This is a genomic window from Rhodoferax sp. GW821-FHT10B06 (assembly GCF_059415605.1).
On record NZ_JBWKNO010000001.1, the window covers coordinates 372,835 to 395,036 of the forward strand.

At 62.2% G+C, this 22,202-nt stretch carries 23 protein-coding genes; 9 read left to right on the forward strand and 14 right to left on the reverse strand.

The window, feature by feature from the left end:
- Positions 1-7: 7 nt before the first annotated feature.
- From AC07O2_RS01735 to AC07O2_RS01765, 7 genes are all read left to right on the forward strand, one after another.
- On the forward strand, positions 8-778 hold the full coding sequence (locus AC07O2_RS01735; RefSeq protein ID WP_495074014.1) for an SDR family oxidoreductase: 771 nt from the start codon (positions 8-10) through the stop codon (positions 776-778).
- A gap of 26 nt (positions 779-804) precedes the next feature.
- A complete protein-coding gene (locus AC07O2_RS01740; RefSeq protein ID WP_495074015.1) occupies positions 805-2,400 on the forward strand; it encodes a methyl-accepting chemotaxis protein in 1,596 nt (531 codons plus the stop codon).
- 2 nt (positions 2,401-2,402) lie between these two features.
- Positions 2,403-2,741, forward strand: coding sequence for an L-rhamnose mutarotase (locus AC07O2_RS01745; protein ID WP_495074016.1), 339 nt, complete (start codon positions 2,403-2,405; stop codon positions 2,739-2,741).
- A gap of 125 nt (positions 2,742-2,866) precedes the next feature.
- Complete coding sequence (locus AC07O2_RS01750) at positions 2,867-4,426, forward strand: oleate hydratase (protein WP_495074017.1); 1,560 nt, start codon at positions 2,867-2,869, stop codon at positions 4,424-4,426.
- Positions 4,427-4,495: 69 nt separating this feature from the next.
- Positions 4,496-5,968 (forward strand): CYTH and CHAD domain-containing protein, encoded by a 1,473-nt coding sequence (locus AC07O2_RS01755; RefSeq protein WP_495074018.1) that lies wholly within the window; start codon positions 4,496-4,498, stop codon positions 5,966-5,968.
- A 134-nt stretch (positions 5,969-6,102) separates the two neighbouring features.
- Positions 6,103-7,134 carry a zinc-dependent alcohol dehydrogenase gene (locus tag AC07O2_RS01760; RefSeq protein WP_495074019.1) on the forward strand — a complete coding sequence of 344 codons (1,032 nt, stop codon included), beginning with the start codon at positions 6,103-6,105 and terminating at the stop codon, positions 7,132-7,134.
- A 13-nt stretch (positions 7,135-7,147) separates the two neighbouring features.
- Positions 7,148-7,780, forward strand: coding sequence for a hemerythrin domain-containing protein (locus AC07O2_RS01765; RefSeq protein ID WP_495074020.1), 633 nt, complete (start codon positions 7,148-7,150; stop codon positions 7,778-7,780).
- Here the strand turns inward: AC07O2_RS01765 and AC07O2_RS01770 are convergent.
- The gene (locus AC07O2_RS01770) at positions 7,765-9,444 is read right to left on the reverse strand and encodes an MFS transporter (protein WP_495074021.1); all 1,680 of its coding nucleotides are present in this window, start codon (positions 9,442-9,444) and stop codon (positions 7,765-7,767) included. The two genes, AC07O2_RS01765 and AC07O2_RS01770, sit on opposite strands and share 16 nt — an antisense overlap.
- Positions 9,445-9,671: 227 nt before the next feature.
- Between AC07O2_RS01770 and AC07O2_RS01775 the strand changes: the two genes are divergently transcribed.
- Together AC07O2_RS01775 and AC07O2_RS01780 are read left to right on the forward strand one after the other, a co-directional pair.
- Positions 9,672-9,980, forward strand: coding sequence for a DUF485 domain-containing protein (locus tag AC07O2_RS01775; protein ID WP_495074022.1), 309 nt, complete (start codon positions 9,672-9,674; stop codon positions 9,978-9,980).
- Positions 9,977-11,704: a cation acetate symporter gene (locus AC07O2_RS01780; RefSeq protein WP_495074023.1), complete on the forward strand. Its 1,728-nt coding sequence runs from the start codon at positions 9,977-9,979 to the stop codon at positions 11,702-11,704. Before AC07O2_RS01775 ends, AC07O2_RS01780 begins: the two co-directional genes overlap by 4 nt.
- 9 nt (positions 11,705-11,713) lie before the next feature.
- Here the strand turns inward: AC07O2_RS01780 and AC07O2_RS01785 are convergent, their stop codons facing one another.
- From AC07O2_RS01785 to AC07O2_RS01845, 13 genes are all read right to left on the reverse strand, one after another.
- Entirely contained in the window at positions 11,714-12,352 is a 639-nt protein-coding gene (locus AC07O2_RS01785) for a 2-hydroxychromene-2-carboxylate isomerase (protein ID WP_495074024.1), read from the reverse strand.
- Between the two features lie 26 nt (positions 12,353-12,378).
- Positions 12,379-14,235, reverse strand: a complete 1,857-nt coding sequence (locus AC07O2_RS01790; RefSeq protein ID WP_495074025.1) for a DUF3857 domain-containing transglutaminase family protein — start codon at positions 14,233-14,235, stop codon at positions 12,379-12,381.
- An 88-nt stretch (positions 14,236-14,323) separates the two neighbouring features.
- Entirely contained in the window at positions 14,324-14,458 is a 135-nt protein-coding gene (locus AC07O2_RS01795) for a DUF1289 domain-containing protein (RefSeq protein ID WP_495074026.1), read from the reverse strand.
- Between the two features lie 89 nt (positions 14,459-14,547).
- Positions 14,548-15,054, reverse strand: a complete 507-nt coding sequence (locus tag AC07O2_RS01800) for a YbaK/EbsC family protein (RefSeq protein ID WP_495074027.1) — start codon at positions 15,052-15,054, stop codon at positions 14,548-14,550.
- Positions 15,054-15,962 (reverse strand): hydroxymethylglutaryl-CoA lyase, encoded by a 909-nt coding sequence (locus AC07O2_RS01805; RefSeq protein WP_495074028.1) that lies wholly within the window; start codon positions 15,960-15,962, stop codon positions 15,054-15,056. The genes AC07O2_RS01800 and AC07O2_RS01805 overlap by 1 nt, the downstream gene beginning before the upstream one ends.
- A 9-nt stretch (positions 15,963-15,971) precedes the next feature.
- On the reverse strand, positions 15,972-16,763 hold the full coding sequence (locus tag AC07O2_RS01810) for a tetratricopeptide repeat protein (RefSeq protein WP_495074029.1): 792 nt from the start codon (positions 16,761-16,763) through the stop codon (positions 15,972-15,974).
- A gap of 138 nt (positions 16,764-16,901) precedes the next feature.
- Positions 16,902-17,822 carry a 2-hydroxyacid dehydrogenase gene (locus AC07O2_RS01815; protein WP_495074030.1) on the reverse strand — a complete coding sequence of 307 codons (921 nt, stop codon included), beginning with the start codon at positions 17,820-17,822 and terminating at the stop codon, positions 16,902-16,904.
- A gap of 57 nt (positions 17,823-17,879) precedes the next feature.
- A complete protein-coding gene (locus tag AC07O2_RS01820; protein ID WP_495074031.1) occupies positions 17,880-18,953 on the reverse strand; it encodes a hypothetical protein in 1,074 nt (357 codons plus the stop codon).
- Positions 18,954-19,021: 68 nt separating this feature from the next.
- The gene (locus AC07O2_RS01825; RefSeq protein ID WP_495074032.1) at positions 19,022-19,495 is read right to left on the reverse strand and encodes a hypothetical protein; all 474 of its coding nucleotides are present in this window, start codon (positions 19,493-19,495) and stop codon (positions 19,022-19,024) included.
- 129 nt (positions 19,496-19,624) lie between these two features.
- Positions 19,625-20,173 carry a dienelactone hydrolase family protein gene (locus AC07O2_RS01830; RefSeq protein ID WP_495074033.1) on the reverse strand — a complete coding sequence of 183 codons (549 nt, stop codon included), beginning with the start codon at positions 20,171-20,173 and terminating at the stop codon, positions 19,625-19,627.
- Entirely contained in the window at positions 20,170-21,342 is a 1,173-nt protein-coding gene (locus AC07O2_RS01835) for an FAD-dependent oxidoreductase (RefSeq protein WP_495074034.1), read from the reverse strand. The genes AC07O2_RS01830 and AC07O2_RS01835 overlap by 4 nt, the downstream gene beginning before the upstream one ends.
- A 130-nt stretch (positions 21,343-21,472) precedes the next feature.
- On the reverse strand, positions 21,473-21,637 hold the full coding sequence (locus AC07O2_RS01840; protein WP_495074035.1) for a rubredoxin: 165 nt from the start codon (positions 21,635-21,637) through the stop codon (positions 21,473-21,475).
- 79 nt (positions 21,638-21,716) lie between these two features.
- Complete coding sequence (locus AC07O2_RS01845) at positions 21,717-22,202, reverse strand: rubrerythrin family protein (protein WP_495074036.1); 486 nt, start codon at positions 22,200-22,202, stop codon at positions 21,717-21,719.

Consider the following 22,202-nt stretch of genomic DNA (forward strand, 5'->3'; position numbering starts at 1 on the left):
AACGCACATGGATTTGCATCTGAAAAACAAGGTAGTCATCGTGACCGGTGGCGCCAGCGGCATAGGCGCAGCCATATCACTCACGCTGGCACAGGAAGGCGCCATTCCGGTGATCTTCGGCAAAAGCCCCATGCCGGCCGACTTTGCAGCGCAGCTGCAGGGTCACACGCATGCATTCTTCCAGGTAGAGCTATCCGACGACGCAGCCTGCAAGAACGCGGTCGCGCAAACCCTGGAGCGCTTTGGTCAACTAGATGGACTGGTGAACAACGCAGGCATCAACGACAACATCGGACTGGACGCCGGGCGAGACGCCTTTGTGGGCTCGCTGGAACGCAACCTGATCCATTACTACGTGATGGCCCACTACTGTGTGCCGCACCTAAAGGCATCCAAAGGCGCCATCGTGAACGTGTCGTCCAAAACTGCCATTACCGGCCAGGGCAATACCAGCGGCTACTGTGCGTCGAAAGGTGCGCAGCTATCGCTGACGCGCGAATGGGCGGCCGCTTTGCTAAACGACGGCGTACGGGTGAATGCGGTCATTCCGGCCGAGGTAATGACGCCGCTATACGAGCGCTGGATCAGCAGCTTTGACAATGCAGCCGAAAAGCTGGCGTCCATCACGGCCAAAATTCCGCTGGGCCACCGCATGACCACATCCGAGGAACTTGCGCGCATGACCGTCTTCCTGCTGTCCGACGCCTCATCCCACACCACCGGACAATGGATTTTCGTGGATGGCGGCTACACACATCTGGACAGAGCACTGTCCTGATACCTGCGGTCAAAGGAGCCTGTGCCATGAAAGTGTCGAATGCGAAAATCTCCCACATCCTGTTCGCCGGATTTGGCCTGATGCTGCTGGTGTACCTGCTCTCCAGCGCACTGAATGCAACGATGATGCGCAGAATGCAGGCGAATCTGGAAACCATGGAAAAGCACAACAATGTGCAGATTGCCATCGCATATGACCTCTACAAATCGGTGGCAAAAATCAGCCTGTCGGTGCGCAAAATCATCTTGCTCAACAGCGACGCCGAGATTGCCGAGGAAATCAAAGCCTACAAGAACGAGCTGGACCACTACCAAGCCATCCGTCAGCGACTGAATGCTTCCAGCCAGGGCGCGGACATTGATGCCTCCTGGAAGACGGTGGACGCGGCCTTTCAGAAGTCGGCGCCACTGCTTGCCAGCCTATATGCCAGCGTGCAGGAACACAAGGACTCCGAAGCCATCAAGACACTTGATCTCGTAGGGAATGCGATAGACGCCTGGCAGCAATCGCTGGACGCGGGCATGCTGCACCAGCAACAGGAAAACGCAACCGCATTCAAAAGCTCCAGTGACGCCTACCAGGCCGCCCTGATCCAATCCTTGTCGGTGTGCGTGGCCAGCATCGTCATTGCCCTGGTGCTATCAGTTGGCATCGTCCGCCTGCTGTCGTCACAACTGGGCGGTGAACCCAAGGAAGCCACTTCAGTGGCGGTGCGTATTGGTGCCGGGGACCTGACCCAGGCCATCCCCGTCCAGGCGACAGATACCCGCAGCCTGATGGCGGCCATGGACGGTATGCAGGCCAGCCTGACGCAGGTGGTGGTCAGCGTGCGCAATGGAGCAGAATCGGTCGCTATGGCCAGTGCAGAAATAGCCAAAGGCAACCAGGACCTGAGTACCCGCACCGAGCGGCAAGCCAGCGCCCTCGAAGAAACCTCGGCGTCCATGGAAGAGCTGGACTCCATCGTCAAGCAAAACGCCGAAGGCGCACGCGAAGCCAATCGCCTGGCACAGCAAGCCTCCACTGTCGCCTCGGAAGGCGGTGCCGTGGTAGGCCAAGTGGTAGAGACCATGCGCGGCATCAACACGGCCTCACGCAAGATCGAGGACATCATCGGCGTGATCGATGGCATCGCCTTTCAGACCAATATCCTGGCGCTGAACGCGGCAGTGGAAGCCGCGCGGGCCGGCGAGCAAGGCCGGGGCTTTGCCGTGGTGGCATCCGAAGTGCGCTCGCTGGCCGGGCGCTCCGCCCAGGCCGCCAAGGAAATTAAAAGCCTGATCGGCTCCAGCGTAGAGCGCGTGGCAGTAGGCAGCCAGCAGGCAGACAAGGCCGGCGCCACCATGGAGCAGGTTTTGACAGCCATCCAAAGAGTCACGGGCATCATGGCCGAAATCAGCGCCTCCAGCGCGCAGCAAAGCCAGGGTGTGTCGCAAATCGGCGAAGCCATCCGCGAGATGGACCAGGTTACGCAGCAAAACGCGGCCCTGGTAGAGCAGATGGCGGCAGCGGCCAGTAGCCTGCAAAACCAGGCCAGCGATCTGGTGGGAACCGTTGCACAGTTCCAGGTCGTCTCCTCCGAGCCCGACGGCCAGTACGCATTGCTGACGCACAAGCTGTAAGCATGCGCTACGCCCTGGCACTGGACCTGGTGGACGATGCCGAGCGTATTGCCGAGTACGAACGTGCCCACGTAAAAATCTGGCCAGAAGCCCACGCACACTTGCGCACCCAGGGCGTGCTGGGCATGGAGATTTACCGCCTGGGTACCCGCCTCTTCATGGTGATGGAGGTGGACCCAGCGGTCTACAACGCAGAGCGCATGGCGCAGGCATCTCTGACCAACCCAGCCATCGTGCGCTGGGAAGAGCTGATGTGGACCTACCAGGCCCCCACACCCTGGACGCCAGTGGGCGAAAAATGGGTGCCCATGGCGAAAATATTCGACCTGGCCAGCCAGTAGAAACAGCGGCTTACCCTCAGTTGCCAATACGCAGATGATTGGCAATCGTATTGCTTGACCTTTCTCAATGGATCTGGCGCCCAGCCTGGCTAGCATGGTTCCTTGTCAAAAGAGGAAGCATGCGTATGCAAGCATATTTTGTCGGCGGCGGTATCGGCTCTCTCGCCGGGGCCGCGTTCATGGTCCGCGATGCGAAAGTCCCTGGTTCCCGCATCACCATCTTCGAGAGCACCCCGCTGCTGGGCGGTAGCCTGGATGCCGCACTCAGGCCCGAGTCGGGCTACTCGCTGCGCGGCGGCCGCATGCTCACCACCGACCACTATGAATGCCTGTGGGATTTATTGAAGACGATACCGTCACTCGATCACCCGGGCGAATCGATCTACAGCGAAACCGTGCGCTTCAATCAGGCGCACCCTGCCCACTCGCGGGCGCGTTTGGTAGACCACAACCGCTTCAAGCAAGATGTGTCTTCCATGGGCTTCAGCAACGCAGACCGCATTGAGCTGCTACGACTGGCCGAAACCTCCGAGGAGACCCTCGGCACAAGCCGCATCACCGATTGGCTTTCGCCGCCCTTCTTTCAAACCAATTTCTGGTGGATGTGGCAAACCACGTTCGCCTTCCAACCCTGGCATAGCGCCGTTGAACTCAAGCGCTATCTGCACCGCTTTATGAACGAGTTCCCGCGCATGGCATCGCTGGCCGGCGTAAAGCGCACCGTCTACAACCAGAACGACTCCATCGTGCAGCCGCTGGTGGCCTGGCTGCGCAAACAAGGTGTGCGCTTCGAGCATGGCACGACCGTCACCGACTTCGACCTGCACGATGCAGCGGGCAAGGTCCACGTGCAAGGCATGACACTGCGCAATACCCAAGGCGTGCAGCAGCTGGCCGTCGGGCCCGATGATCTGGTGTTTTTCCAGAATGCATCAATGACCGATGCCTCCAGCACAGGCTCCATGGATGCGTCAGCCCCCAGGCTCACCAAGGCGGATAGCCATGGTTGGACATTGTGGGAAAAAATTGCCCGCGGCCGGCCCGAGTTTGGCAACCCGGCGGCTTTCAACAGCAATATCAGCGAATCCTACTGGGCCTCGTTTACAGTGACCTGCACACAACCCGCCTTCTTTGACCGCATGGAGGCTTTTTCAGGCAATACCGCTGGCACGGGAGGGCTCGTGACCTTCAAGGACTCACGTTGGCAGATGTCTATCGTGCTCTACCACCAGCCGCACTTTCGCAACCAGCCAGCGGGCCAGCAGGTATTCTGGGGCTACGCACTGCAGCCCGACCGCATCGGCGACTTTGTCGCCAAACCCATGAGCGAGTGCAGCGGTGCAGAGATACTGCAAGAGTTGCGCGGCCATCTGAACTTCGACCCAGAGGTTTTGACCGGAGCCAACTGCGTGCCCTGCCGCATGCCCTACATCACCAGCATGTTCATGCCTCGTGCCAAGTCCGACCGCCCCTTACCCGTGCCAGTTTGCTCGCACAATCTGGCTTTTGTGAGCCAGTTTGTCGAAATTCCCGACGACGTGGTGTTTACCGTGGAGTATTCGGTGCGCGCGGCACAGATGGCGGTGTACCAACTGCTGAAAGTGCAACGCGCTGTGCCGCCCGTCACGCGCCACGACCACTCACCCAAGGTCTTGCTGGATTCGCTGGTGAAGTCGTTTAGCTGACCGGCGTCACGCATGGCGGCAATGGCGTAGTCGCAAAATACAGCTCCCACACAGCCGCCACAGCATCCCATGGAAATCGAACTCAAACTCGCTCTGCCCTGCGCCGACCCGGAAAACCTGGCGCAGCGCCTGGCCCGCACTCCACCTCTGGCACGACGCAAACCCCAGATACTGCAGCTGCACAACGTCTACTACGACACACCCGACCAGCGCCTGCGCCAACAGCGCATTGCCCTGCGTATTCGCAAAGTAGATGGCAGCGGCACGCCACAATGGCTGCAAACGCTGAAAACTGCCGGCAACAGCGCCTCCGCCCTGAGCCAGCGCGGCGAATGGGAAACGCCCGTGCCAGATGAAAACCTGGTACGCGCCGCACTGAACAACACGCCCTGGCCCGAGCTGGACCCGAACGACAGCCTTTTCGCTGCGCTGCAGCCCTGCTTCGCCACGACCTTCGAGCGCACGCTGTGGACCGTACGCCAGCGCGACGGCAGCGTGGTCGAAGTAGCCCTGGACCGTGGCAAAACCATAGTCAGGGACCAGCAAGCTCCCATTTGCGAACTGGAGCTGGAGCTGCTTGCCGGCCCGCCACAAGCGCTGTTCGACCTGGCAAGGAAAATTGCCCATACGGTAGCGGTATTGCCGTCACAAACCAGCAAAGCCGCACGCGGCTACCAGCTCGCCCAGAACGCGCACGACGCCCCGCTACGTGCTAAGCCCCTGGCACTGTCAAAAAACCAGCCCGTTGGCGAAGCCGCTCGCCAACTGCTACGCGAAATGCTGGGCCAGTGGATGGCCAACCTGGACGCGCTGCGCCGCAGCGATGATCCAGAGCTGGTCCATCAGGCACGGATCGCTTGGCGCCGCTTCAACAGCTTCTGGCGGTTGTGCAAAAAACAGTTCCCAACCGAAGCCGTACCCTCATGGGCAGCATTGCAGCCCCTGGTGGCCACCCTGGGGCGACTGCGCGATCTGGACGTGGCCCGCACCAGCAGCTTGCCGCCATTGCACACCACATACACCCAGGGCCACGCACGGCGCACACCCGGCTGGCTCAAACTGATGTCGGACCTGGAACAAGCCGCCCATGTGCAGCGCCAAGCCGCACGAAAACAGCTGGAAGACCCGCGCACGGGCGCCTGCCTGCTAGTTATGGTGGAGTGGTTGGAAAGCCCCTCCCATCCAGTGGAGCCCACGGCAAAACCTGCCCCACCCCTGTCCGACTGGGCCCGCAAGCGCATGCAGCGCCTGCACAAGAAACTGGAACAAGCCCAACAAGCCCCATCCACGCTGGACGGCCAGCACCGTCTGCGCATTCTGGCCAAGCGACTGCGCTATGGCATCGAAGCATTGCGCAGCGTGCTGCAAGCTAAACGGGCGCAGCAATGGCACGCACGAGCCCTGCAACTGCAAAGCCGATTGGGCGCCGCGCGCGACGTGGCGCAAGCTGCGACGCTCGCGGAACAGCTGCAAGCAGACCCCGTACTGCAGGCTTTTTTGCACGGCGTGGTTGTAGGCCAGACGACCGCATCGCAGCTCTGAGAACCTGCTCAAGGTCTTTTCATGGTCTAAACCTTGATCCAGCGCAAAGCGCTGCTCGCCTGACCGGCCTAAAGTGGGTCATATGCCACCGGACTAGCGCCGGCTGGCGTCCCTTGCCGCAACAGGAGCCCGCCATGCGCACCATGAAAGCTGCCGTAGTCCATGCCTTTGGACAGCCTCTGCAGATCGAAGAAGTCGCCATTCCCGAGGTGCCCGCCGGCCAGGTGCTGGTCAAGGTCGTCGCGTCTGGTGTATGCCATACCGATTTACATGCCGCCGAGGGTGACTGGCCGGTGAAACCCAGCCTGCCCTTCATTCCCGGCCACGAAGGCGTGGGCTTTGTCGCCGCCGTGGGCGCGGGCGTCAAGAACATCCGGGAAGGCGACCGCGTGGGCGTACCGTGGCTGCATACCGCCTGCGGCCATTGCGAGCACTGCATCACCGGCTGGGAAACTCTGTGCGACAGCCAGCAAATGACCGGCTATACGGTTAACGGCGGCTATGCCGAATACGTATTGGCCGACCCAGGCTACGTGGGCCATCTGCCAGCCAATGTAGGGTTCGCAGAAATCGCACCAGTGCTGTGCGCAGGAGTCACCGTTTACAAGGGTCTCAAGGTACTGGATTGCAAGCCTGGCGACTGGGTCGCCATCTCCGGCATAGGCGGGCTGGGGCATCTGGCGGTGCAATACGCCAAAGCCATGGGCTTCCATGTGATTGCGGTGGACATCGACACAGCCAAGCTGCAGCTTGCCGAGCGTCTGGGCGCCGACATGGTGATCCATGCAGCACAGCAGGACCCAGTGCAAGAGGTGCAGCGCGCACTGCGCGGCGCACACGGCGTGCTGGTCACGGCCGTGTCCCGCTCCGCTTTTGCACAGGGTCTGGGCATGCTGCACAAGCGCGGCACCATGTCCCTGGTGGGCCTGCCTCCGGGAGATTTTGCCCTGCCTATTTTCGACATGGTGCTCAACGCCAAGACCGTGCGCGGCTCCATCGTCGGCACCCGCATGGACCTGCAGGAAGCACTCGCCTTTGCCGGCGACGGCAAGGTCCGGACCATTTACTCCGAGGACAAGCTGGACAATATCAACGCTGTATTCGACCGCATGCGCAGCGGCAATATCGAAGGCAGGGTCGTCATGCACATCGCCGATGCCACCTGAGACGGAGTCTCGCGTGCCACAAGAGATGGGTGAATACCGGCTGCCTCCCAGCCTGCAGATGCTGCGCAACGAACATGCGGAACTGGCATGCGTTCTGCGTGCCATGAAGCGCCTGCTCGACCGCGGTCCGCAGGACGAGCCCGAGCGCTTTTTCGACCTGCTGCGTGCCATGCTGTTCTATATCGATGAGCTACCGGAAAAACTGCACCACCCAAAGGAGTCGGACTTTCTGTTTCCGCAACTGCTGCGCGTGGCGCCGCAACTCTTCCCGGACGTAGAAAAGCTGGAGAAAGAACACGTTCGCGGTGACGCCCTGGTGCGCTCACTGCAGCACACCCTGATCGCCTGGGAAATAATGGGAGAGCCACGCAGTGCCGCTTTCAATGAAGCCGCCTACGAGTACATCGCTTATTACCAGGCGCATATGCAGCATGAGGAGAGCGTGATCTTCCCGGCTGCCGCCCGCCTGCTACGTGCAGAGGACTGGAAGCACATCGATGCGGCCTTTGGCCTGGGCTACGCACCGCTGTCAGGCAAGCCCCCAATGCAAAGCGGCTACGAGCGCCTTTACTTCAAAATCATGGCCGGTGCAGCAACAGAGCCGCACCGGCCAGAGCTGGCTACGCAGTCTCAATCGTTGGCGTAAATATCCACATCCTTGGTTTCCTTGACGAACAGCATGCCGATCACAAAGGTGCCGGCTGCGACCACCACGGGGTACCACAGACCATAGAAGATATCGCCGGTGGCCGCCACCATGGCGAAAGCCGTGGTCGGCAGCAGGCCGCCAAACCAGCCATTGCCGATGTGGTAGGGCAGGCTCATCGAGGTGTAGCGGATGCGGGTGGGGAACATCTCCACCAGCATGGCCGCGATCGGGCCATACACCATGGTCACCAGGATCACCAGGTAGACCAGGATCAGCAGCATCATTGGTTTGTTCATCGCGGCGTTGTCGGCCTTGACGGTCAACCCAGCGGCCTTGGCGGCATCCACCACGGTCTTGCGGAAAGTATCAATTTCCTTCTTGCTGTCGGCTGAGAAGGCGTCGCGCTTCTCGTTCAACGCACCGGTGACTGACGCGATTTCCTTGTCACCCAACTTGATGTTGGCCGTGCTGCCTGGCGCGCCATTCACATTCGTATAGGGAATGTAGTTTTGCGTCAAAGTGCGTTTGGCGATGTCACAGGAACTGGTGAAGTCGATATCGCGAGCGATCGGACTGCCCTGGAAGGAGCACTGCGCCGGGTCGGCTGTAATCACCACCGGAACTGACTTCTGTGCGGCCACCAGCGCGGGGTTGGCGTACTGCAGCAGGGCCGGGAACACCGAGAAATACGTCACCGCAGCCAACAGGCAGCCACCCATGATGATGGGTTTACGGCCCACTTTGTCCGACAACGCACCGAAGAAGATGAAGAACGGCGTGCCAATCAGCAGAGCCACGGCGATGAACAGGTTGGCCGTGGTCGCATCCACCTTGGCGATGGTCGTCAGGAAGAACAACGCATAGAACTGCCCGGTGTACCAGACCACGGCCTGGCCAGCAGTCAGGCCAACCAGGGCGAGGATCACGATCCTCAGGTTCTTCCACTGGCCAAAGGATTCGGTCAACGGCGCCTTGGAGGTCTTGCCCTCGGACTTCATCTTCTGGAAGGCGGGTGATTCATTCATGCTCAATCGGATCCACACCGACACACCCAGCAGCAAAATGGAAACCAGGAAGGGCACGCGCCAGCCCCAGGTATCAAAGTCCGCACCCAGGGCTTCCCGGCAGCCCAGGATCACAATCAACGACAGAAACAGACCCAAGGTCGCCGTGGTCTGGATCCACGAGGTATAGGCACCGCGTTTACCGTGCGGCGCATGCTCGGCTACATAAGTTGCAGCACCTCCATACTCACCGCCCAGCGCCAGGCCCTGCAGCATGCGCAAGGCTACCAACACGATGGGAGCGGCAATGCCGATGGATGCATAGCTGGGCAGCAGCCCCACAATGAAGGTGGACAAGCCCATGATCAAAATGGTGACTAGGAAGGTGTATTTGCGTCCGATCATGTCGCCCAGACGGCCGAACACAATCGCCCCGAAAGGCCGCACTAGAAAGCCCGCGGCAAACGCCAGCAGCGCAAAGATGTAGCCAGAGGTGGGGTCCAGCCCACCGAAGAATTGCTTGGCGATGATGGCCGCCAAAGAACCGTATAGATAAAAGTCGTACCACTCGAACACGGTACCTAGCGACGAGGCGAAGATGACCTTCTTCTCTTCACCTGTCATGGGCCTGGGTGTTGCTCCCGCGATTGTTGCCATAGCTTGTCTCCTTTGTTGTGCGGACCTCCTCCAAGGGTGGTCTCGAAGCATTTTTCGAATACCACCTGACCATTTCCTTACAAAAGCACACATCCGAGGATAAACCCTGAGCGAAGCTGCGCAGCCGAAAAAGTCAGTTCCCGGTCAGCCCCTCTGCCCACACTCCGCAGCGCTGACATATATCCCCTCACCCTGGTGCGGGCCACAAAGAACCACTGGAGACCAGCATGACAGACCCCGTCGTGGCCCGTATCGAGGCCAATCCCAAGTACCACGAACTGCGGCGCAAGCGCGGCAGCTTCGGCTGGACACTCACTGCACTAATGATGTTGGTGTACTACGGCTACATCGCCCTGATTGCTTTCGACAAGCCTTTCCTCGCACAGCCGATAGGCAACGGCGTCACCACCCTGGGCATTCCCATCGGGCTGGGCGTGATTGTCTTCACCATTCTTATCACTGGCTTGTACGTGCGCCGAGCCAACAGCGAATACGACCGCCTGACCGCCGAAATCCTGAAGGATGCAGCCCAATGAAATCCCTGCTCAAAACCTTCTGCGCCTTGGCGCTCATGGCAGCAACCGCTGCGGTACTGGCAGCTGGCGCAGACCTGGGTCAGGTGGACAAACAACCCACCAACTGGGTGGCCATTACCATGTTTGGCATCTTTGTGGTGGGCACGTTGTTCATCACCAAATGGGCTGCCGCCAAGACCAAATCCGCCTCTGATTTCTATACCGCCGGCGGCGGCATCACTGGCTTCCAGAACGGCTTGGCGATTGCGGGTGACTATATGTCGGCCGCTTCCTTCCTCGGTATTTCTGCCGCCGTGATGGCATCAGGCTATGACGGACTGATCTACTCCATCGGCTTTCTGGTGGGCTGGCCGGTCATCACCTTCCTGATGGCCGAGCGCCTGCGTAACCTGGGCAAATTCACCTTTGCCGACGTGGCGGCCTACCGCTTCCAGCAAACGCCGATCCGCATGTTTGCCGCCTCCGGCACGCTGGTGGTGGTGGCGTTCTACCTGATCGCGCAAATGGTGGGTGCTGGCGCACTGATCAAGCTGCTATTCGGTCTGGACTATTGGCTGGCGGTGGTAATCGTCGGCGCGCTGATGATGGTTTACGTGCTGTTCGGCGGCATGACGGCCACCACCTGGGTGCAGATCATCAAGGCCTGCATGCTGCTGGCCGGCGTGACCTTCATGGCCGTGGCCGTGCTGGCGCAATTCGGCTTCAGCCCCGAAGCGCTGTTTGCCAAAGCAGTAGAGGTGAAAACACAGATTGCCGCCAACGACGGCAAGATGCCTGAGGAGGCCGCCAAGATCGGCCTGGCCATCATGGGCCCGGGTGGCTTCGTGAAAGACCCGATCTCGGCCATCTCCTTCGGCATGGCGCTGATGTTCGGTACTGCCGGCCTGCCGCACATCCTGATGCGCTTCTTCACCGTGCCCAACGCCAAGGAAGCCCGTAAATCCGTGCTATGGGCCACCACCTGGATCGGCTACTTCTACCTGCTGATCTTCATCATCGGCTTTGGCGCGATCACCCTGGTGCTGACCAACCCCGAGTTCGCCGACACCATCAAAGGCGTCATCAAAGGCGGTGGCGGGTCCTCCAACATGGCTGCGGTGCTGGTCGCCAAGGCGGTGGGCGGCAACATCTTCTTCGGCTTCATCTCGGCCGTGGCGTTTGCCACCATCCTGGCCGTGGTCGCGGGCCTGACGCTGTCAGGTGCCTCCGCCGTGTCGCACGACTTGTACGCCACGGTATTCAAAAAGGGCAAAGCCGACAGCGCCTCCGAGCTGAAGGTATCGCGTATCACCACCGTCGCCCTGGGCATCGTGGCAGTGGCCCTGGGCATCGCCTTCGAGAAGCAGAACATCGCCTTCATGGTCTCGCTGGCATTCGCCATTGCGGCCTCGGCCAACTTCCCGGTGCTCTTCATGTCGGTGCTCTGGAAAGACTGCACCACGCGTGGCGCGGTGATCGGTGGTTTCATGGGTCTGATCTCATCGGTGGGCCTGACCGTGGTGTCGCCATCGGTCTGGGAAGCCACCTTGGGCCACGCCAAGGGCTCGGCGCTGTTCCCCTACACATCGCCGGCACTGTTCTCCATGACCATCGGCTTCATCGGTATCTGGCTGTTCTCGATACTGGACCGCAGCCCGCAAGCAGACAAGGAGCGCGACGCGTTCAAGGCGCAGCAAGTACGCTCGGAAACCGGCCTGGGCGCATCCGGCGCATCTGGCCACTAAGCAACTGCGTTAACCTTTGCCAGCCGCCTGCGCCACGCGGCTGGCAGCCTCCCACGCGGGGCCGTCGAACCAGGCGTCCCCCGCACAGTAAGCGCGCAGCATGGGCAAGGCGTCCATGCCCCAGAACAGCTTGTCATCCACTTCAAAAGTGGGTACACCAAACACCCCTTTTTGCAGTGCCGCATCGGTGGCCTGTTTCAATGCAGTCTTGACCTCGCCCCCCATCGGGTCGCGCAGCAGCGGCCATTGCTGCTGCAATGCGGCAAACCGGACTGGATCGGCCGCATCCGCACCACCGCACCACACGTGCTGGAACACAGCCTCGGTCAGATGGCGGCTAGGCAGCCCCTGCGGGTCGCAGGCCAGAGCCAGGCGCAGCAGCGGCAGCGGGTTGAATGGGTGCACCACCGGCAGGTCCAGCGCAATGCCCTCGGCATGCGCCAGCCACTGCACATGGCGGTACAGCCAGTCACGCTTGGCCGGCACCTCGGCCGGGCCGCGCACGCCGTGGTACTGCAGCAACCCGCCCAGAAACACCGGCTGGTAGGCGACGGAATAGCTCAGGCCCTGCAGCGCCCGTGGCAGCTTGTGAAACGCCAGGTACGCATAGGGAGAGACGACATCGAAATAAAAGGTAATGTGCTTCATCGCATCCCGAGACCGCCAGTGGGGGCCTATTGCTGGTAGATCAGCTGTTGACGCAGGTTTTTCGCAATCGCCTGCATGGAGGGCTTGCGCTGGGCATACAGAGCAACATCGCACACCATGGACGGATTGCGATCCACAAACTCGCGGTCGCCTTGCAGCACCTGCTTGTCCAAACTGTAGTGGGCGTTAAAGCGCAGTCCCTCTCCCTCGAAGGCCAGATCCTTGGGTGGATGCTGCAAGGTAAACAAGGGATCAAACTGCAGCTTGAATTCTTCGCGCACCCACTTGGGCTGACAAGGCATGGCAAAGCGCCGCTGCTCCGTGCTGAAATTCCCCAGGTTGTCCAGGATATACACCTGCAGATTCGGGATGCTCGGGTTGGCGCGCAGACTGCCCGCTTCCGGGTTCGACACGTAGTGCGGAATCAAAATGTCCAGCTCCAATGTCTGCTCGGCGCGGTCCCGGTCCAATGGCGGGTATCGCAGCGTGCCGGTGCCGGTGATCTTTGCCGCCTCCAGCCAGCCTCGCACCGCCTCACCCTCCTTGCCCGCAGGTATCTGCGCCAAACGGTCTTGCAACCATAGTGCGGCCTGCCCGCTTGCGGCAATATGCACAGAGCCCTGGAGCGCGCCCTCCGCACTGATCTGAAAGTCGCTGCGGCTTTCCATCCGGTTGCGCTCGGGGGTCAAAACCGGTGTCTGCCCCACGCTGCTGCCCTGTACGCGCGCCAGCAGCACCGGTTTGCCGTACACGCCCCTGGGCAAGGAGCCGAAAGGCACCGAGGTGCCCGTGGGGTCTAGATAAAGATCCTGCGCAGGCACGTACACAATGACATGGTTGAAACCCGCCGCGACCGAGTTCAGCGTGTAGTCGCCCCCCGTATTGATCAATGCGGGAACGGCCTCCACGCCCACCGCCTTCAGCAGGCCGATCAACAACAGCATATGGTCTTTGCAGTCGCCGTAGCGGGTATCCAGAATATGCGCCATGTCGTTGGGCTCCCAGCCACCGGCCCCCAGGTAGACGGCGTTGTAACGGATGTTCTTGCGCACCCAGTCGTACAGTGCCTTGGCCTTCTCCGCGGGCTCGGTCAGCCCTTTCGTCTCGCGCTCGGCGATGTCGCGCAGTGCGGAATGGGGTGCCAGCTTGGGCTGCACCACCCGGGCAAAGCGATCCGCCAGCGCCTCATTGCTCACCAAGGAAGACACCAGCACCCGCGCCACGGTGGTAGACGCATTGCTGGTGCCCGGATCGTAGGCCCTGGCGGCTACCTGACCGGTAAAGCGCTGGATTTGCAAACCATCCACCTCGCTGCGGCTGACTTCAACGCCTTGCGTCTCTACCGCCAAGGCCAGGTCCTTGGGGGCCTGCACTTCGACCAGCAGCTTTTCCGTGTTGACGTTGTAGTTGGCAAACCAGCTGAAGCTGCGCCAGCCAGGTAACAGGGGCTTCAGCTGCGTCTGCTTGTGGTGCAGCACAACGCGGTCGCCCACTTGCACATCGGGGAATTTCAGCTGCCAGACCCGCAACTCGGGCCAGGTCATGCCTGTGCTGCCTCCCAAAGCGCCACTTTGCTTCTGAATGGCATCTGGTGACACCGGCAGGCGCCGACCATCAGGCTTGAGGGTGTATGCCTCCACCAGCTCCAGGGCCTGCCAACCGTCCTGGTAACTCAGTGGAACGCTGCTGATACTTTGCGCGCCCTCGGGCGACAGCACCCGGTACACCAGGCGCTGCTCCAGCACACTGGTGTCATCCGCCAGAAAGCGCCAGGTTTGCCGGTCTTCCTCTATCACCAGCTTGCTAGCTTGTGCATAGACTGCCTGTCCAAGCAGCAGCAGGCACAAGATACCGAACACGTGGAACAACCGGCGGAGATACATGGCGAGCCCGTAGCAGTGTGTTGAAGACGCGCATCATACGAGCGCAGCCCCAACCCCGTACGCCTACTTTGACCGGGTCCGGCAGACTTTACAAAGCAGCCTCGGCGCGCTGCGCCAGCCGGGCCCAGACCGCGCGCCGCTCCGCCGCATCCATGAAGCCCCAGCCGGAAATCTCCTCCAGCGTGCGCAGGCAGCCGCTGCACAGTTCAGTACGGCTGTCCATCTTGCAAATCGACACGCAGGGTGACTTTACGTCCAATAGGTCCGCAGCGCAGGTATTACCTGCGCGAGTAGCTATTAAATTAGAAGCAATCATGCCGCCTCCCCGGCCAGGGCCACATCGGCCACCGGCGCGCCGGTCAGCTGGCGCAGGTCGGCAGGGGTCAGCGCGAACACCGCGTGCGGGTGGCCGGCAGCGGCCCAGATCTCGGCGAAGCGGAACAGGTCCTGGTCTATCAGCGTCACAGGGGGCGTGGCATGGCCCAGCGGCGCTACACCGCCGATGCTGAAGCCCGTGCGCGACTTCACAAATGCCGCATCGGCCCGGCCCACTGCCCCCACGAGGGCCACCACCTTGGCCTCGTCCACACGGCGGTCGCCCGAGGTGACGACCAGCACCGCCGCGTCGTCCGACAGGCGGCGGAAGATGATGCTCTTGGCGATCTGCCCCAGGGCAATGCCCAGCGCATCCGCCGCCTGCTGGGCGGTACGCGCCGCGTCCTCCAGCATGCGCGGCATATGCAAGTGGCCCTGGGCCTGCAGCGCGGCGGCCACCCGTTGCACGCCCTCGGGCAGGGGTTTGAGTTCAGCTCCACACATCACGCCGTCCTTTTATTCCATAAAGCCGTGGCCGCGCGCGACTGCGATTTGCGGCCCAAAAAATCACTGATGTAAACACCCGCATCGACCAAGCCATCCAGGTCAATACCGGTATCAATGCCCATGCCATGCAACATATAGACCACGTCCTCGGTAGCCACGTTGCCGGTGGCGCCCTTGGCATAGGGGCAGCCGCCCAGGCCAGCCACCGACGCGTCAAACTGCCACACACCCAGCTGCAGCGCGGCCAGCGTATTCGCCAGCGCCTGGCCGTAGGTGTCGTGGAAGTGGCCAGACACAGCGTCCAACGCGAAATGCTGCAAGGCTGCCTCCAGCGCTCGCTGCACCTTCAGCGGCGTGCCCACGCCAATCGTGTCGGCCACACCCACGTGCTGCACGCCGATCTCGCGCATCAGCCGCGCCACCATGGTCACGCGCTCGGGCGCCACCTCGCCCTCGTAAGGGCAGCCTACCGCACAAGAGATGGCGCCGCGCACCGCCACGTTCTGCGCCAGCGCCGCCTGCACCACCGGGCGGAAGCGCTCTATGCTCTCCGCGATGCTGCAGTTGATGTTGCGCTGGCTGAAGGCCTCGCTGGCGGCGGCAAACACCACCACCTCGTCCGGCCGGGTCGGCAGGGCCGCCTCCAGGCCACGCAGATTGGGCACCAGCACACTGTAGCGCACACCGGGCTGGCGCACGATGCCGGCCATGACCTCGGCGTTGTCGGCCATCTGCGGCACCCACTTGGGGCTGACAAAGCTGGTGACTTCGATCTCGGTCAGACCGGCCTGCTGCAGGCGCTGCACCAGTTCGATCTTGACAGCCGCCGGCACCGGCTGCTTTTCATTCTGCAGCCCATCACGTGGGCCGACATCGACGAGTTTGACGCGGGAGGGTAAGGGCATAAGTTGGCTTCAGGTTTTAGCGCACGCCGAAACGACGCGCAGATCAGATTGCACGCTACACACAATCTTCATGCGCTGCAGGGCTTCGTCAGCTGTCACGGGCTGCGCCGCTGCCTTGCCTAACCATTGCAGGCCCTGGACAAGATCACGCTCCCCCGCCAATCCATACGCGTAAATGGTGCCCAGATCCATCTGGGCCTTGGCATGGCCTTGCTGCGCAGCTTGGAGATATAAAGACTTGGCACGCGCGACATCTTTCGGTACATCGACTCCCTGCGCGTAAATGCTTCCCAGGTTGTACTGGGCTGATGCATAACCATTGCCTGCAGCCTTCTCGTACCAGGAGATTGCACGCGGCACACTCTTTGGAAAGTCATCTCTCCCCGAAGCATAAATACTTCCCAAATTGAAAGCAGCAACCGTGTCTCCCGCAGAGGCGGCCGCCTCCAGCAAGGCCACTGCTTTGTGTGAATCACGTGGCACGCCACGCCCCTCTTCGTAGAAGTTGGACAAATTGAACTGCGCAGCCACCACCCCTTGATCGGCAGCCTTCTGGAACCAGATTACGGCAGCCGAGTCGTCTTGCTTGCCGCCACGGCCCTCGGCATACATGCCCGCCAGATTATTCTGGGCATTCACGTTGCCCATGTTCGCAGCAATCCGATACCACAGGCGGGCCGACTTGTAATTGCCAGCCGCAAATGCGCTACGCCCCAAGTCATACGACTTGAACGCGCCCACACACAGAAGACCTACCAACAAGGCCATCAATAGGTAGAGGCGAGACTGCTCTTTGTTCATTGCTTGTAAGTAGTCGGTTGGTGGTAGGCCGCGCCGTAAGTTCTAGTGACGAGCATGGACCAGGCGTGGCCGATTCCAGGACTCTATTGTGGCGTTGTGGCCATATTCCACATGTCGTACACGCGGAACATGGCGGCTTCAATAACCTCTTTCACGTTCCACCACACCGGCCACAGCCTGCCCCTGCTGCAGGGCCTGCAGCTTGGTGATGATCTGGGCCAGGCTGTCTTCCATCAAGGTGCGGGCCGAGATGTGCGGGGTGATGTGGATCTGGGGGCGCGTCCAGAACGGGTGTTGGGACGGCAGCGGCTCGGTGCGGAACACATCCAGCGTGGCGCCGGCCAGATGGCCGCTGTCCAGCAGGGCCAGCAGGTCGGCATCCACCAGGTGGGCGCCGCGCGCCACGTTGATCAGATAGCCGCCGGGCTTCAGCTGCGACAGGGTGTGCCGGTTGAGGATGTTCTCGGTATCCTGCGTGAGCGGCAGCAGGCATACCAGCACCCGGCTGGCGGCCAGAAACGCGTCCAGCTGCGCGCTGCCGGCAAAGCATTGCACACCGCCCACCGCCTTGGGCTGGCGGCTCCAGCCCTGCACCGGAAAGCCAAAGCTGCGCACCGCCTGGGCCACGCGCGTGCCCAGCACGCCCAGGCCCATGATGCCCACCGGGAAATCGCTGCGCCGTGCCGGGTCGCGCCGGGCCCAGCGGCCGGCGCGGGCATCGGCCTGGTAGCCATCCATGTCGCGGAACAGGCGCAGCAGCGCGTGGCACACGAACTCCACCATCTGCGCGGCCATGCCGGCATCGTCCAGCCGCACCACCAGGGTCTGCGGCGGAATGCGCAGGCGCATCAGCGCGTCCACACCGGCGCCCAGGTTGAACACGGCTTTCAGCCCCGGCTGCTCGTCAAAAAAAGCCTGCGGCGGCGCCCACGCCAGGGCGTAATCTGCCGGCGGGCAGCCGGGCTGCCACAGTGCCACTTCGGCCTGCGGCCACACGGCGTGCAAACCATTTATCCAAAACTCCAGCGGCCCATCCGGCTGGTACAAGGCAATCCGCATCCACGTCCCCTCTTGTCTGAAAAACCTATTGTGTATGCGGACAGACCGGGTCGAGGTTCAGGGGGCTTTCGCGGGTGTCGCAGGCTTGGCGGGTGGCACCCAGACCACCACGTTGTCCACGGCGTACAGCTGGCACGGCGTCTGGCTGGCACGGCGGCAGCGGGCCAGGGCGCGCTCGGCCGGGTCGTGCGGCTCGGAGGCATCGTCGGGGTCGCGGCCCACGCTGTAAATCACTTTCTGGCTGGACAAGACGAACGCGCGCGGCAGGGGTTGGCCCAGCCAGTCGCGGTAGGCCTTGCGCACGTGCTCGGCGTTGTAGGGCAAGGCGTCCAGATCGTCCAGCTTGGCATAGCCGGATGCACGGTAGGGCACGACGACCCGGCTGTCATCGGCAGACGCGGCTGGCACCGGGGCAATCGCCTGGGTAGGCTCCGCCACCACGGCACGCGCCGGAATGGGCGGCAGCTTGACCTCGGTGCTGCGCTTCTCCATGAAGCCGCGCAGCAGGTCGGGCAGCTGCTTGGCCCAGGCGATCATTTCTTCGTCGTTCTCCACGGCCTGGGCGGGCACGAACACCCGCACCCGGCCGTAGTCATTGCGGCCGTACTTGGTGTAGACCACTTCGTAGGCCGCGCCGGGCGGCGAGATGGACTGCGCCTGCAGCCATTGCTGTGCCTGGATGTAGAACTCACCCTGCGTGCCCAGCAAATGGCCGGCCCGCTGGAACACCTGCAGGCATTCCGACTCCTTCCAGTTGCTGCCAAAGCTGTCGCTGAACAAGGGGTTGCGCAGCTTGCAGGTCTCGGCATCCCAGTCGGCACCGGCCACGCTACGGGCCGGCATCTCCAGCACCACACCGGCACGCATGTGGCCGGCCTGCACATCCAGCGCATAGGCGGCAAACACCGCCAGCCGTGGCGGCGGGCCGCGCTTCACGCTCCACTGGGCCTGGGCTACGTAGGTCCAGTTGCCGTCGGGCAGTTGCAAGGTACGGGCGCCTATGCTGAGCTGCTTGTCGGCCACCGGCTGCGCGGGCGGTCCGGCGGTCACGTCGATGGCAAACGCGGGCACGGCCAGCGCCGCCAGCCCCAGCGCGCACAGCCAGCGCGGGATGTTTCTCACAATGTCCATGGTGTCTCCAGATATTCTGGAGGGCGAGTATCCCACCGTCACGCCATGGACCGATGGGTTGACAGCTATCAGTCGCCTGCAGGCACTTTCCATACGACGGTGTCGTCCACCGCATACAGCTGGCAGCTCTTGTCTTTGGCAAGCGCATTGCAGCGCTCCAGCGCCGCCGCCATGGCATTGGAACGCGCACTTGACCAGGCCCAGGCAGCCCCCGTGGTCGACAACGCAAAAGCTTTAGGCGGCTCGGCCGCCAGATACTGCAGATAGCCACGCTGGCGGGTCTCTTTGCCGCCAGGCAAGGCTTTTTCGTCCTCCAGGCGGGCAAATCCGGTGCCGGTGGGGGGCGGGTTTTCATGCTGAATCAGCGCCAGCTTGAACAGCTGGCTGTGGGGCAGACCCAACTCGGCCAGGAAAGCATCCACCTCTGGCACCCAGATCGGCAAGCCCGCAGCAGAGCCAAACATGGCATGCGAGTCACTTCCAAAAGTACCAAACGCGACGAGGCGGGCTTTGCCGCCGCCGTCGCGGTAATGCTGGTACATGTCTTTGTAATGCCAGGGCTGCCAAAACGAGTCGTTGTCGCCATAGAACCACAGCGAAGGTACATCCGTTTCAGAAGCGTAGCTTTCGAACGCGCGGGACAGCGCGTTCTGCCACCCTGGGCAACCGTCTTACCGCAACCCCCCGGCAAAATTGACCAGCCCCCTGACGCCCGGATAGTGAAAGGTGCCAAACGCCAGCGTCGTCAAGCCGCCATGCGACTGCCCCACCACAAGTATGCGGCCCAGGTCCGCATCGGGTTGGGTTTTCAGGTATTCGAGCACCGCACGCACGTCTTCCGCCTGTGCCAGACCGTTGCCCTCCACATTGCAGCCACTGCCGATATAGGAGCCCGTCGATTGCGCAAAACCCTGGCGCATAGGCACCAGCACCATATAGCCCCGCTGCAGAAATTCGCGCGCCTGCCGCTCGTAACGCTGGCGCGGCTGAAAGTGCGGGTTCCCTGGCGACTTGCCATGGTTAATAAGCACCACGGGGAACGGGCCGGCACCAGGTGGTCGGTAGATGGTAGTTTGCAGCTCCGTGCCCAAAAGACCCGGCTTGCGCACCATCAGCACTTGTTCCCGCAAAGCGGCATTGAGCGCAGGCTCTGTCTGCGCGAATGCGGTAGTGGCCGCAACGCCGAACCAAAGGGCCCAGTCGGCAAGCCCGCGCATCATGCCACCATCTGCTTCACCAACGCCATGCGCTTGCTGGTGTGGCTGCCGGTAAGCACAAAGCCGTGGTGCGTGTCCGCCGCCTCGGCCGAGGCGAACCACCATTCGCCCAGTACCTGCTCCACCCACTGGCCCAGCTGGCCGGGTGCGGGCGGATGCGCCACGATGGGCAGGGCCGGGGTTTTGATGGCGACAGGCATGGCCTGGAATGCCAGCGCGGTGTCGGTGCCATGGAGGTTGGCGGCCAGTGCCTTGGCGGCCGCCATGATAGGCATCACATAAGGCAAGGTGCGGCCGGTGGGCGCGCCAGGGCTGGCGGCGCTGGCGTACTGGGCGGCGTCGCCCAGGGCCCAGACATGGGCGGCGCTGGTGCACAGCTGCTTGTCCACCAGAATGCCGCGCTCCACCGCAATGCCGCTGGCCTGGGCCAGCGCCGTGTCGGCGCGCAGGCCGACGGCGCTGAGCACGATGTCCGCGCTGAGCGTCTGGCCGTTCGACAGGCCCAGGCTGAGTCCATCGGTAGCCGTATTCACGCTCTGTACCGTGGCGCCTAGCTGCCATTGCACGGCCAGCTCGGATAGGGCTGCCTGCAGCTGCGTGCTGGCCGTGGGCGGCAGCAAGGCGGCCAGGGGCCGGTCGGACGGGTCGATCACCGTCACCCGGTAGCCCGCGCCGGCCAGGTCGTTGGCAAATTCGCAGCCGATCAGACCGGCGCCCATGATCGCCACACGCGCGCCCTCGCCCAAGGCGGTCAGGCGCTGGTGGAAGACCGCAAAGTCGTCCAGCGAGTTGACCGACAGCACACCATCGGCTGCATCGCCCTGCAGCGGCACGCGGATGGGCTGGGCGCCGGTGGCCAACACCAGGTCGCGGTAGGGCAAGGGGCCGGCGCTGGTGTGCAGCGTCTGGGTGGCGGTGTCGATGGCCGTGACCTGGGTGTGCGGCAGCAGCGTGACGTTCAGCGTCTGCGCGATGGTGGCGGCAGGCGTAGTCACCAGCTGCGCCGGGCCGCGCTTCTGGCCGAAGGCATTGGACAGAGTGGGCTTGGCATAGAAATCACCGGCATTGGCGGTCACCAGGGTGATGGGCGTGGTGGTGTCGAGCTTGCGGAACTCGCGCGCGGTTTGCCAGCCGGCCAGGCCGGCGCCAATGATCAAAACGGGATGGGACATAGGGCTTGGATATGGAAAAGGCTTGCTGCCGCGACTGCCGGCGAAACACACGGCGCAGAGCGGGGGAATAAAAAATGGCTGCAGGGGTAAGCACCACCAGCAGCCATTTTCGCTTGCGGAAGCTGGATTCTTAAATCTCTACCGCTTCAAAGTCGGCCTTGGCCACGCCGCATTCCGGGCATTCCCAGCTGGCAGGCACATCGGCCCACAGAGTGCCGGCGGCAATGCCGTCTTCGGGGCGGCCGGTGGCCTCGTCATAGATGAAGCCGCAAACGATACAGATATAGGTTTTCATGGTGGGGTCCTTGTTTTATATATAAAAGTGCCTCTAGCGCAGATATATCCAGCGCTAGCAGCTATTAAAAATGCAGCAATTATGCCGCCAGCGTGGCCAGCTGCGCCTTGTAGTGGTTGGCGTGGCGCTCTTCCACCTTGGCCAGGGCGGCAAAGCGTTTCTGGGCTTTTTCCAGCACGGCCTTGAACTGGGCGGCATGGACCTTGGACTCTTCGATCTGCTCGTCCATCTCGGCCACGGCAGCGGCGTTGCCCTCGGCTTCGGCGGTCGCGCGGAAGCCGGGGTACATCTCGCTGTACTCATAGGTTTCACCGTCGATGGCGATCTGCAACGCCTTGGCGGGCGTCATGCTGGCCTTGGGGTAAAGCAAGTCCAGGTGGCCGAAGGCGTGCATCACTTCCTGGTCGGCCGTGGCTTCAAAGGCGCGGGCCGTAGCCTCGTCACCGGCTTCGCGCGACAGCTTGGCGAAGTAGCGGTACTTGATATGGGCCATGGATTCGCCAGCAAAGGCGGCTTCGAGGTTGGCGAGGGTCTTGATTTCGGGGCGTTGGGCGGGCGTGGTCAT